The sequence below is a fragment of the Haladaptatus sp. DJG-WS-42 genome, from assembly GCF_037198285.1.
GTDB lineage: Archaea > Halobacteriota > Halobacteria > Halobacteriales > Halococcaceae > QDMS2.
Window position 1 is genome coordinate 1,501,767 of record NZ_CP147243.1, and the last position, 12,147, is coordinate 1,513,913.

Annotated in this window: 12 protein-coding genes; 8 read left to right on the forward strand and 4 right to left on the reverse strand. The window is 61.4% G+C overall.

Translation table 11 applies throughout. From position 1 onward, the window contains the following. Positions 1-1,974, forward strand: coding sequence for a DUF460 domain-containing protein (locus tag V5N47_RS08270; RefSeq protein ID WP_338726788.1), 1,974 nt, complete (start codon positions 1-3; stop codon positions 1,972-1,974). A 218-nt stretch (positions 1,975-2,192) separates the two neighbouring features. Here V5N47_RS08270 and V5N47_RS08275 read toward each other — a convergent pair whose 3' ends face one another. Next, positions 2,193-3,854: a bacterio-opsin activator domain-containing protein gene (locus V5N47_RS08275; protein WP_338726789.1), complete on the reverse strand. Its 1,662-nt coding sequence runs from the start codon at positions 3,852-3,854 to the stop codon at positions 2,193-2,195. A gap of 128 nt (positions 3,855-3,982) precedes the next feature. On the opposite strand from V5N47_RS08275, the gene V5N47_RS08280 reads away from it, so the two are divergent. Next, positions 3,983-4,213 (forward strand): hypothetical protein, encoded by a 231-nt coding sequence (locus V5N47_RS08280; RefSeq protein ID WP_338726790.1) that lies wholly within the window; start codon positions 3,983-3,985, stop codon positions 4,211-4,213. Here the strand turns inward: V5N47_RS08280 and V5N47_RS08285 are convergent. Both V5N47_RS08285 and V5N47_RS08290 read right to left on the reverse strand, forming a co-directional pair. Beyond that, complete coding sequence (locus V5N47_RS08285) at positions 4,210-4,398, reverse strand: hypothetical protein (RefSeq protein ID WP_338726791.1); 189 nt, start codon at positions 4,396-4,398, stop codon at positions 4,210-4,212. The genes V5N47_RS08280 and V5N47_RS08285 overlap by 4 nt on opposite strands. A 45-nt stretch (positions 4,399-4,443) precedes the next feature. After that, a complete protein-coding gene (locus V5N47_RS08290; protein ID WP_338726793.1) occupies positions 4,444-5,505 on the reverse strand; it encodes a zinc-dependent alcohol dehydrogenase family protein in 1,062 nt (353 codons plus the stop codon). 111 nt (positions 5,506-5,616) lie between these two features. Between V5N47_RS08290 and eif1A the strand changes: the two genes are divergently transcribed. The 6 genes from eif1A to thsA all read left to right on the forward strand — a co-directional run bounded on the left by eif1A (position 5,617) and on the right by thsA (position 11,433). Then, the gene (gene eif1A, locus V5N47_RS08295) at positions 5,617-5,913 is read left to right on the forward strand and encodes a translation initiation factor eIF-1A (protein ID WP_338726794.1); all 297 of its coding nucleotides are present in this window, start codon (positions 5,617-5,619) and stop codon (positions 5,911-5,913) included. A gap of 42 nt (positions 5,914-5,955) precedes the next feature. Beyond that, a complete protein-coding gene (rio1, locus tag V5N47_RS08300; RefSeq protein ID WP_338726795.1) occupies positions 5,956-6,798 on the forward strand; it encodes a serine/threonine-protein kinase Rio1 in 843 nt (280 codons plus the stop codon). Between the two features lie 41 nt (positions 6,799-6,839). Beyond that, complete coding sequence (locus V5N47_RS08305) at positions 6,840-7,700, forward strand: winged helix-turn-helix domain-containing protein (protein ID WP_338726797.1); 861 nt, start codon at positions 6,840-6,842, stop codon at positions 7,698-7,700. Between the two features lie 94 nt (positions 7,701-7,794). Next, positions 7,795-9,033 carry an MFS transporter gene (locus V5N47_RS08310; protein ID WP_338726798.1) on the forward strand — a complete coding sequence of 413 codons (1,239 nt, stop codon included), beginning with the start codon at positions 7,795-7,797 and terminating at the stop codon, positions 9,031-9,033. A gap of 53 nt (positions 9,034-9,086) precedes the next feature. Next, a complete protein-coding gene (locus tag V5N47_RS08315; RefSeq protein WP_338726799.1) occupies positions 9,087-9,635 on the forward strand; it encodes a KH domain-containing protein in 549 nt (182 codons plus the stop codon). A gap of 133 nt (positions 9,636-9,768) precedes the next feature. Then, positions 9,769-11,433, forward strand: coding sequence for a thermosome subunit alpha (gene thsA / locus V5N47_RS08320; RefSeq protein WP_338730287.1), 1,665 nt, complete (start codon positions 9,769-9,771; stop codon positions 11,431-11,433). 227 nt (positions 11,434-11,660) lie between these two features. Here thsA and lrp read toward each other — a convergent pair whose 3' ends face one another. Further along, positions 11,661-12,119 (reverse strand): HTH-type transcriptional regulator Lrp, encoded by a 459-nt coding sequence (gene lrp, locus V5N47_RS08325; protein WP_338726800.1) that lies wholly within the window; start codon positions 12,117-12,119, stop codon positions 11,661-11,663. Between the last annotated feature and the right edge of the window lie 28 nt (positions 12,120-12,147).

Below are 12,147 nucleotides of genomic sequence, written 5' to 3' on the forward strand. Positions count from 1 at the left end.
GTGAGTACTCGAACGAGTGCCCTCGACGCCCTGATTTTCGGGGTTGACGTGCAAAGTGGCGACATCCGGGGTGACGCGCCGTCGTTCGCCCTCGTTGCCTTCGATGGAGAGTCGCTCGAACGCGACGTCGTCACCTTCCGCAAGCTGTGTCGACTCATCCGGCGCGACCAACCGGCCATCGTCGCCACCGACAACATGTACGAACTCGCTGCCGACAAGGACGCGCTCGTCCACTTCCTGCGCGAACTCCCGAGTGAGACAAAACTCGTGCAGGTGACCGGCGACGAACGACCAGAACCGCTCTCCCGAGTCGCTGCTCGCCACGGCGTCCCCTACGGCAAAGACTCGATGCAGGAAGCAGAAGCCGCAGCCCGCCTCGCCGCCGCGAACGTCGGCTACGAGGTGTCTGCGTTCACAAACACGACCCAAATTAAGGTCTCTCGCGGGCGCTCTACGGGCAAAGGTGGGTGGAGCGAAGACCGCTTCACCCGGCGGATTCACGGCGCGGTCAGGACGCGCGCCCGTGAAGTCGAGGCCACGCTCAAAGACGTGGGTCTCGACTTCGAGAAAGACGTGACCGAGAAGTACGGCGGCTTTTCGAACGCTCTCTTCACGGTCGACGGCAGACCCGCAGAGATTCCAGTGACGACCCACCGCTCGGGCGACGTGCGCGTCGAGATGGAGCGCGAACGCCGCGACGGCATCGAGTTTCGCCCGCTCGCAAAGCGCCGCGACCACGTCCTCGTGGGCATCGACCCCGGCACCACCACCGGCGTCGCCATCGTTGGCTTAGACGGCGCGGTGCTTGACGTGCTCTCGACGCGCACTGCGGACACCGCGGCGATAATCGAGTGGATTATCGAACGCGGGCGACCGATTCTCATCGCCGCGGACGTGACGCCAATGCCGGAGACGGTCGAAAAGTTCCGTCGCAGTTTCACGGCCGCGCCGTGGGAACCAGCGAGCGACTTGCCCGTCGATGAAAAGCAACACCGCACCCGCGAGGAGGGCTACGACAACGACCACGAACGCGACGCGATGGCCGCGGCGCTGTTCGCCTACGACGCCCACGAAGACCAGTTCGAACGCATCGCCCGGAAAGTGCCAGCACCCATTGACCGCGGCGAAGTGACCGCGCGCGTGCTCGCGGGGGGCGAAACCGTCGAAGCCGTTTTGGACGATTTACTGGCAGAAGACGACCCAGAAGCGGAACACACAGAACACACTGCGCGGGAGTTGACGCGCGAGGAAAAGCGCATCAAGCGCCTGGAAGCCCAAGTAAACCGGCTCGAATCACACGTCGAAGACCTCCGCGAGACGATTGCGACGAAAAACGAACGGCTTGCAGAATACGAAACTGAGCTTTCGCAAGCCCGACGAGAGGAGCGCAAAGAAGCCAGAGAGCGCCGCGAAATCACGCGCGTCGAACGCGATAATGAGCGACTCAAACGCGAACTCGCTGCCCAAAAAGAGACGAACGAGGAGCTTTCTGCCAAGCTCGAACGGCTGAAAGACCTCTGGCGCATCGACCACTCGAACCTCGCCGATGTGGCTGGCGACAACGACCTCGTCTCGGTAAAGCCCATCTCGCAGTTCACGAAAGGCGCGATTGCAGAGGCCAAAGAACGGTACGGACTCGCAAAAGACGACGTGATTCTCCTCCGAGATGCAAGCGGAGCGGGCCGGAGCACCGCAGAAGCGCTCGCCGCGACCGAGCCGAAAGTCGTTCTCAAACACGGCACGCTCTCTGACGCGGCGGATGCAGTGTTGTTCGCCCACGACATCCCTGCCGGAGATGTAACTACCGTTGACATTCAAGAGATAGATGACCTCGCGGTGGCGCGCGAAAGCGACGTGAATGCGGTCATCGATGAGTGGGAGAAACGGGCCGAAAAACGACAGAAGGAACAGCAAGAGGCGATGATAGACCGCCTCATCAGCGAGCATCGTGCTGGCCACGGTGAGAGTGACTAGATTTTATCAATGCCCACTGTCACCTAGAGTCACGCTTAACCTATTCTCTCTCCTAGATACCCATGCTACTTCCAACAGTGTGGCATTTTTCCACGTTGGAGTGGCATTAGGTGCCGGAAACGGCCCCTCCCCCCTACCCCACTTCACACCCTGTCTAGAGACACCTCTTCCCGGAGAGGCACTCGTAGGTTGCGCGCGCACCGTGACAAAGTAGATACCTATGTATGTAGGTTCCCGCGCTCATTCCCGCCGAAAAAGGCCGATAACCGCTTTCGTTGGGCCGCTCTGAGGTGTTGGTGGAACGTTGCAGAGGAGATGCCCATCGACGAAGCGATTTCCTCTGCGGTCGAGCCGCGTGGCCAGTCGAAGTAGCCCGCGTGGTAGGCAGCGCTGAGCGCGTCGCGCTGGCGGTCGGTCAATTGCTCGTTGAGTTTGTGCCTGAACTCGCGCGTGGTTTCGACGGGACGGTCGCGCTCGCGCTTTGCGATGAGCGTGGCGTTTGGATAGATATCAGACACCGCGTGGACGGCGGCATAGATGTCCGCTTCGGGCGCGAATTCGACGACGATGCGGCTCACGCCGTCCGTCGCCGCCGTGCGCGTAATCTGCCCACCGAGGTCCATGAGCGACTTGGCCGCAGACGGGACGGACACGCTGAACTCGAACAGGGTTGCCCCGTTGTCTTCGCGGATGCGTCGCAGTGTCTTGATCTCTGGAAACGCGCGCGCCGTCTCCTCGACTGTCTCGGCTGGCGCACCGCTCACCTCACAGTAGAGCACGAGCCCGCCGTCGGTGCGCGTCACGAGTTGGTGTATCTCGATGTGACAGCTCGCTTCGCGCGAGAGCTGTGCGAACACGGCGTTTTCATCTGCCACCTCGAATTCGAGTTCGATGACCGAATCAGTGAACAAGAGCCGCCGCGTTTGGATGGCGTTGATGGCGTAGCCAATCGTCTCACCGAGTTCACAGAGGACGTTGAGCTCTGGGGTGGTGAACGCATCCTCGCGGTCGGTCGAGATGACCAACACGGCGTAGACGGTGGTGTCATACAGCAGCGGGATTGCCACCGACGACTCGCCGCTGAGTCGCTGTGAGTGGGTCTGAATTTCTCCCGGGATGGCCGTCGTCTTGGACACGTCGCGGGCGAGGGAGTACGTCCCCGTCGTGAACACCTTCGTCGAGGGCCACCGCTCTGCGGCTTCGGGGTTGTTTCGTGCGAGCGATCTCAGTGTGTCGTAGTAGGCCGCATCGACGCCCGCACTCGCTCGCGGAACCATCCCCACACCGCTCGTGTGTCGCTCGCCAATCCACGCGAACTCATAGAGGGCTGAGCCAGCAATCGCCTCACAGACGGCGGTTTCGATTTCTTCCTGCGTCGTCGCACCAACGAGCGAGTGGTTGATGTCTCTGATGACGTTGTTAATCTGGTTGACCGTCTGTAACTCCGCGTGCTGCTCGATGAGCGCCTGTTCACGCGCTTTTCGCTCGGTGATGTCTTCGACCGAGACGACGACGAACGCCACCGCACCGTCGTCGTCAAAAATCGGGGCGGCGTTCAGCGAACACCAGAGCCAGTCGCCATCGCTCCGGGGAATCTGGTACTCGTGGTTGTAGAGTGGCTCGCCGCTCACGAGCACCTGGCGAATCGGGAGGTCGGCTTTCGGGACGTGGGTTCTCGTTTCGTCGTACACTGGCCACTCTTCAAGCCGCGTAACTTTCTCGATGATTTCGTCTTTTGCCGCGCCGAGCAAGTCTGCCAGGCGGTCGTTTACGCGGACGATTGTTGCGTCACCATCGAAGACAGCGATGCCGACCGGACTGGTTTCGAGAATCGTCGACGTAATCGCTTCCGACTGGGCGGCGTTGGTTCCGTGCGCCACTAGCTATCACTCACCGTGGTATCATGATAAAGGCACCCGTTGAGAGAAAAATTCCACCAGAAAACACAGTCTCAAACGTTGTCTAGAGGGCCAGCAAGCTTTTACCGGTTGTACAACGAGTGAGAAATATGGTTTCGTTCGCCCTCGCTGGTGGTCCCGATTTGGGGGTGTTGCTGGTTCTCTTTCTCATCTTTAACACGGTGTTAGCCGTGCTTGCCGGGTCGTGTGTCTACAGAGACGCCCAGCGAAGCGGGAAAAAGCGCGCTCCGCACTGGGGGGCGTTCGTGGGCACGCTGTTCTTGCTCAACGTGATGACCGGCACGGCCGGGCTGTTTGCGTATCTGCTCACGCGCAGTTAGAACATCCCGCCCATCCCGAACGCAGAGAGCAGTCCCGAGACGAGTCCTTTTGCCACGAGACCGACACCGACGAGCACGAGCGCGAGTCCGGCGGCGATGAGGGGGTTTGCGTAGGCAATCACGCCGAGTCCAGCGACTAGTACGATGAGGCCAATGAGGCCACCGGTACCGAGCTTATCCAACATACTCCGGGACTTTCGGCGCGCACGCTTAAGTGCGGTGATGGCGGCTCAAAACTCGTTGACGACCGGGATGCCGACCGACTCGTAGTCAGAAAGGGCCGCGAGTTTCTCGGGGACGGCATCGAGCGAAACCGTCTCCGAGACGATTTTCCCGGGGTCTACGCTCCCGTTTGCAATCATGCGAAAGATTTCGTCGTAGCGGTTTGGCTGCATCCCAAACGCGCCGTAGAGCTCTTTTTCGCCCATCGCAATGGCGTCTATCGGGAGCGAAATTTCGCCGCGTTCGTCGCTCGTCGTCAGCCCTATTTGGAGGTGCTGGCCGCCTTTTACGAGGCAGTTCACGGAGTTCTGGCAGGTTTCTTCGATGCCGAGCGCATCGACCGAGACGTTCGCACCGCCGCCCGTAACTCGCTTGATTTCGCGCGTGACCGAGTCGACGTCGGCGACGTTCACCGTCTCGTGGGCGCCCAACTCGCGGGCTTTGTCGAGTTTGTCGTCGCCGATGTCGACGGCCACGACGGTCGCCCCGAGGGCGGCGGCGATGTGCACTGCAGAGAGGCCAACGCCGCCACAACCGTGGACGGCGACCCAATCGCCCGCAGTCACCGACACGCGGTGGGCAAGTCCGTGGAAGGCGGTGGCGAACCGACAGCCGAGCGCCGCGACCGCCACTGGGTCGACGTCGTCTGGCAGGCGGACGGCGTTGTGGTCTGCGTCGGGGAGCGCGAACTGCCCAGCGAACGCGCCTTGGGCCATCCCCACGAAGCCGAGCGGGACGATGTTCTCACAGATGTTCGCCCGACCCGCCCGACAGTGTGGGCACGTTCCGTCAGAGAGGTTGAACGGCGTGGTCACGCGGTCGCCTTCCTCGAAGCGCGTCACGTCCGCACCGACTTCGCGGACGATACCGACGGGTTCGTGGCCGAAAATCTGGCCGGGTTGTGGCTTGACGCCCACCCAGTCCCAGTCGCCCTGCCACGCGTGCCAGTCCGAGCGACAGATGCCACAGGCTTCCGTTTCGACGACGATGCCGTGTGGCGGGCATTCTGGCTCCGGCACGTCTTCTATGGTGAGCGGTTCTCCCGCACCCTGAAACACTACTGCGCGCATTGGTACCAGTTGTCGAAACGCGCGGTTAAGTGTGCGGGAGACGGCAGGGAACGGTGTCGTGGGTCGGTCGAGGTTGCAAATCTTAAATGCCCTCCCGATAAACAGGCCCCCATGAGCGAGAACGAGAGCAATGAGGGCAGGAAGAACCTGCGGATGCCTGATGACGGTGAGGTGTTCGCGGTCGTCACAAACATGCTCGGCGCGAACCGCGTCAAGGTGCAGTGCATGGACGGGGTCGAACGCACTGCCCGCATTCCCGGGCGAATGCGAAAGCGCGTCTGGATTCGCGAAGACGACGTGGTCATCATCGAACCGTGGGACTGGCAAGACGAGAAGGCGGACATCGTCTGGCGGTTCAAAAAGCAGGAAGCAGACCAGCTGCGCCGCGAAGGTCACATCACCGCGTGAAGTGCCACCGCTTTTAGGCGTAGACACCTTACTCACCGGTAGATGAGCGATGACTCAGGTCTCGTAGACACCGAGATGGCCGACCCCGACGAATGGGAGGAAATCGACGTTCCAGACAGCGAGGCCGACCGCATCGCAAAGAGCCACGACCGCGACTTCGAGGAGTTCGCGATTCGAATCAAGGACTCAGAGCAGTTCAAAGTCGAGGCGTCGGTGTTCGACGACGCGACGCTCGCGGCGCTCTACAAACTCGTTCAAGACGGCCACATCGACGCCTTTGGTGGGCCAATTTCGACCGGCAAAGAGGCGAACGTCTACCTCGCAGACGGCCCCGACGGCGAAGTCGCCGTGAAAGTGTACCTCATCAACACGAGCAACTTCCGCCAGATGCGCGACTACCTGGAGGGCGACCCGCGCTTTGAGGGGATTGGCAACCGCAAGCGACAAGTCGTGATGGCGTGGGTGAAAAAGGAGTTCGCGAACCTCAAGCGCGCCAAAAAGGCGGGCGTTCGCGTGCCGAACCCGATTGCCACCGAGCGAAACGTCCTCGTCATGGAGTACATGGGACAGGGCGACGACCGCGCTCGCCGCCTCGGCGAGGTGCATATCGAGAATCCCGTGACCGCGTTCGAAGTCGTCCGCGAGTATATGCGCCGCCTCTACGACGCGGGCCTTGTCCACGGCGACCTCTCTGAGTACAACATCATCGTCCACGAGGGCGAACTCACGGTCATCGACCTCGGCCAAGCCGTCACCGTCCACCACCCGAACTCTCGTGACTTCCTTACCCGCGACTGTCGCAACATTGCGAACTTTTTTGCCCGACAGGGCGTCGATACCAACCCAGATTCGCTGCTCGCTCACGTCACCGAACAGGACGACTGACTCAGCGAAACGCAGTTATCGGAGAGTGACGTTTCACCGTCATGAACGAATCTGTGGGGGACGTCCGCCCTGACGAGGCGTTCGCGCTGCTCGGCAACGAGACGCGGGTCGCCATCCTCCGTGCACTCGCAGACACACAGGATGCGCCGCTGTCGTTTTCCGACCTTCGTGAACGGGTGGGCATGCGCGATAGCGGCCAGTTCAACTATCACTTGGGAAAGCTCACGGGCGTGTTCATCGACAAAGTCGAAGATGGCTACCGCCTGCGCTACGCCGGGGCGCACGTCGTCGGCGCGATTCTCGCCGGTGCGTACGAACACGCAGCGACGGTCGGGCCGTTCACGCTCCCCGACCCGTGTCCAGAGTGTGGCGGCGCGCTCGAATTCACCTACGAGAACGAACGCGCGTCGGTCGTCTGCGCGGCGTGCGAGCGAACCAGCCTTGACGGTGCCGTCCCGCCGGGCGTGTTTGATGGCTACGACCGCGACGAGTACCCGCTCGTGTTCGACCGCTGGCTCCGCTCGAAAGCCCGCGGCGCAGTCGATGGCTTCTGCGTCTCGTGTGAGGGCAGAACCACGTCCGAAGTCCTGCTCGACGCTGATACGTGGGGAACCGACGACCGGATGGTGAAATTCGGCTGCAAGCGGTGTGACGAAGCGGTGTACATGACGATACCAGAGGCGCTCATGTTCGACCCCGCCGTGATTGCGTTCCACCACGACCACGGCGTGTCGTCCACCGCCGAACCGACGTGGCGACTCCAATGGCTGAAAGACACGACCGTCGAAACCGTCTCGACCGACCCGCTCAGAATACGGGCCACGGGCGCGGTTGGCGACGGCACGCTCACCGTCACTGTCAACGACTCGCTTTCGGTCGTCGAAACTGAAACTGCACCGTAATTCCAACTCGTTTACAGAATGACGCTTCTGCAATGGACGCGACAGAAATGACATTCTGCAATCATTTATCCTCGCTTTCTGCGTCACTGCAGCCATGCACTCGCTCTCTCGCAATGGGCCGTTTGTCCGGCTCATGGCCGGGCGGCTCATCACGAACGCGGGCGACAGCCTCTACTACATCGCGGCGATGTGGCTCGTCTACTCGCTCACGGGGGCGTCGTTTTACACCGGCCTCGCGGGCTTTCTCACCCTGTTGCCGGGGGCGTTTCAGTTTCTTGCCGGGCCGCTCGTAGACCGGCTTTCGATTCGCCGCGTGCTCGTCACGACGCAGATCGTCCAAGGCGTGTTGGTGCTCGCCATCCCACTCGCCCACTACACGGGTCACCTCACGGTCTGGTTCGTCCTCGTGGTGATGCCCGTTCTTTCGGCGCTCAACCAGGTGGTGTACCCCGCCCAAATCGTTGCGCTGCCCCGGCTCGTCTCAAACGACGAACTGGTGGCGGCGAACTCGGCGTTCTCGTTTGCCTATCAGGGCGTGGACTTCGTGTTCAACGCCGTTGGCGGCCTCATCGTCGCCTTCTTCGGCGCGGTTGCCCTGTTTCTCGCAGATTCGGTGACGTTCGCGGCCGCAGCGTTACTCTTTTTCTCCGTTCGCGTGCCACCTGCGGAGGATACGACCGAGACGACGGGGTCGCCGGTGCAGAACTATCTGACTGACCTGCGCGAGGGCATTGCCGCGCTTCGCAACTCGCCGCTGTTCAAGCTCATCGTCGGCGCGGTCGTGGCGAACTTCGCCTTCGGCGGGGCGTTTGCGGTGTTCCCGGCGTACGCAGACACGCTCGGTGATTCTGCGGCCTACGGCTTCCTGCTCGCCGCGCTCTCTGGAGGGATGCTCGTCGGCGCGCTCGCGGCGTCGTCGGTTGACCACTTCCCGATTGGGAGATTGTTGGTGGTGAGCTACGCCGTCTCCGGCGCGCTCTGGGTGGTGGCGATTCTCGCACCGTCGCTTTCGACGACTGTTGCGCTCATCGCGGTTGCCTCCGTGCCAATCGGTGCGACGAACGTGCTCATCATGACGCTCGTCCAGACGGGGATGCCAGAGCGCCTCGTCGGCCGGGTTACGTCGGTGCTCACAAGCATGGCCACGGTGGCGACACCGCTTGGCGCGCTCCTTGGCGGGGCCGCCGCAGATGTGTACGGTACCCAGCCGGTCATGCTCGCCACGGGGGCGTCGTTTCTGTTCGTTGCGTTCTACGTGACCGCTCTCCCGACGCTCCGACGACTGGGACCGGTTGCGGACGTGGAGTTCGGCGTCGTGGCTGGCGCTGAGTAAGCCGTTCGGCCGTGTGCGAAGGCTTAAAACTGCGTGAGAAAGTAGACTGGTCCATGCAACACGTAAAGATTCCGCAAGACCGCATTGGCGTCCTTATCGGCGAAGGCGGTGCGACGATGCGTGAAATCGAAAAGCGTGCAGAGGTACGCCTCGACATCGATTCGGAGTCCGGGTCCGTGAAAGTCGAGTCGGTTGGCGACCCCATCACCGGCCTCACAGGCCCCGATGTGGTGCGCGCCATCGGCCGCGGGTTTTCCCCGGACGCGGCGCTCTCCCTGCTCGACGACGACATGATGATGTTCGACCTCATCGACATCGACGCTCACAGCCGCAACAAAAACGACATGAAACGCCAGAAGGGTCGCCTCATCGGTGAAGGCGGCCGCACCCGGCAACTGATGTCCGAGCTTTCCGGTGCGGCAGTCACCATCTACGGCTCGACCCTCGGTATCATCGGCACGCCAAAGCAGGTCGAAGTCGCCCGCAGAGCCGCGGAAATGCTCCTAGACGGCGCACCCCACGGCACCGTCTACTCCTACTTAGAACGCGCCCACAACGAGCTCAAAACCGAGGGGATGGAGTTCCACCGCTTCTCCGGCTAACAGTATATAAACTATCATTTGTTAGTCGTTCTCACACCGATGCACGGGGCCTCTGTGCTACACTTTCTCAATCACCTGGCAACAGCTTTTTATAGAATCGCATTCAATCTGGTAACTGATTATGGCTCAGCGAATGGGCAACCAGCCCCTCATTGTACTTTCAGAGGATAGCCAGCGCACATCCGGTCGCGATGCGCAGTCGATGAACATCACCGCCGGGAAGGCGGTCGCCGAGGCGGTACGCACCACCCTTGGCCCGAAAGGGATGGACAAGATGCTCGTCGACTCGATGGGGTCGGTCGTCGTCACGAACGACGGTGTGACCATCCTCAAAGAGATGGACATCGAGCACCCGGCAGCGAACATGATTGTCGAAGTCGCCCAGACGCAAGAAGACGAAGTCGGTGACGGCACGACCACCGCCGTCGTCATCACGGGCGGCCTGCTCCAGCAGGCAGAAGACCTCTTAGAACAGGACATCCACGCGACCACCCTCGCACAGGGGTACCGTCAGGCCGCGTCGAAGTCCAAGGAAATCTTAGAGAACATCGCAATCGACGTCTCCGAAGACGACGAGGAGATTCTCAACCAGATTGCCGCAACCGCAATGACCGGCAAGGGCGCAGAGAGCGCGAAGGACACGCTCTCCTCGCTCGTTGTTGACGCCGTTCGCGCCGTCGCAGACGATGACGGCATCGACACGGACAACATCAAAGTCGAGAAGGTCATCGGCGGCTCCATCGACGAATCCGAACTCGTCGAAGGCGTCATCATCTCGAAGACCCGCGTCCACGACAACATGCCGTACGCCGTCGAAGACGCGAACGTCGCCGTCCTCGACCAGGCACTCGAAATCAAGGAGACGGAAATCGACGCCGAAGTCAACGTCACCGACCCAGCCCAGCTCCAGCAGTTCCTCGACCAAGAGGAAGCCCAGCTGAAGGAGATGGTCGACAAGCTCAAAGCCGTCGGCGCTGACGTCGTCTTCTGCCAGAAGGGCATCGACGACATGGCCCAGCACTACCTCGCGAAGGAAGGCATCCTCGCCGCCCGTCGCGTCAAGAAGTCCGACATCAAACGCCTCGCCCGCGCGACGGGCGCACGCGTGGTCTCGAACCTTGACGACATCGAAGAAGCAGACCTCGGCTTCGCTGGCTCCGTCGCAGAGCGCGACGTTGGCGGCAAAGACCGTATCTTCGTCGAGGACGTCAAAGAAGCGAAGTCCGTCACGATGATTCTCCGCGGCGGCACCGAGCACGTCGTCGACGAAGTCGAGCGCGCAATCGAGGACTCCCTCGGCGTCGTTCGCGTCACGCTCGAAGACGGCAAAGTCCTGCCCGGCGGCGCAGCTCCGGAGACGGAACTCGCCCTCGGTCTTCGCGACTACGCCGACTCCGTTGGCGGCCGCGAGCAGCTCGCCGTCGAAGCGTTCGCAGACGCCATCGACGTGATTCCACGCACCCTCGCAGAGAACGCTGGCCTCGACCCAATCGACAGCCTCGTCAACCTTCGCTCGAAGCACGACGCAGGCGAGCAGACGACGGGTCTCGACGCCTACACCGGCGACATCATCGACATGGAAGCCGAAGGCGTTGTGGAGCCACTCCGCGTCAAAACCCAAGCTATCGAATCCGCAACCGAAGCCGCTGTCATGATCCTCCGCATCGACGACGTCATCGCGGCTGGCGACCTCTCCGGTGGTCAGGTCACCGACGACGACGATGACATGGACATGCCACCGGGTGGCGGCGGCATGGGTGGCATGGGCGGTATGGGCGGCATGGGCGGGGCGATGTAAGCTCCCCTCAACGGAACACCATACACCCACACCAACCCGCGTCCAGTATCGCAGCGAAAACCGACGCCGATTTTTTTTTGTAACGCTCACCCCGTGAGCGATGGGTTTTCCGTAGCCTACCGGCGTTTTTGCGTATTTATAGAAACACCGTCTCTCGCGGTGTTCTTTTCTGGCTCTGTGAAAAAACGCGACGCGAAATCACCGTGCCCGATGCCCGGCTTCCGCGATTATTCTTCGATTTCTAAGTCGAACTGCTCGTGCTCTGCAGCGGCGTTGAGGACGACGCTCGTGTTCGATTCTTTGATTTCGGGTTCGACGAGCAGCGCCTTGATCTGCTTGTTCATGTCGTCTGTGTCCTTGAACTTGCCAATCGCGATGATGTCGTGGTCGCCAGTGACTTCGTAGACAGAGACCATCTGGCGGTGGGTGCGGAGCTGCTCTGTAATCTCGGGAAGCGCGGAGCCTTCGACCTTGAGTTGGATGACCGCGGTGACGCCGTAGCCGAGTTTGTCGTAGCTGACTTTCGGCGTGTAGCCGGTGATGACGCCTTCTTCTTCTAAGTTCTTCAGGTGGTTCGAGACGGTCGTGACCGACACGTCGAGTTCGTCTGCGAGGCTGCGAAGACTGGCGCGGCCGTCTTCAAGCAATGCATTGATGAGTTTGCTGTCGAGGTTTTCATACGTCATATTTGCTACTCTGTCTCCTGCCATTAGA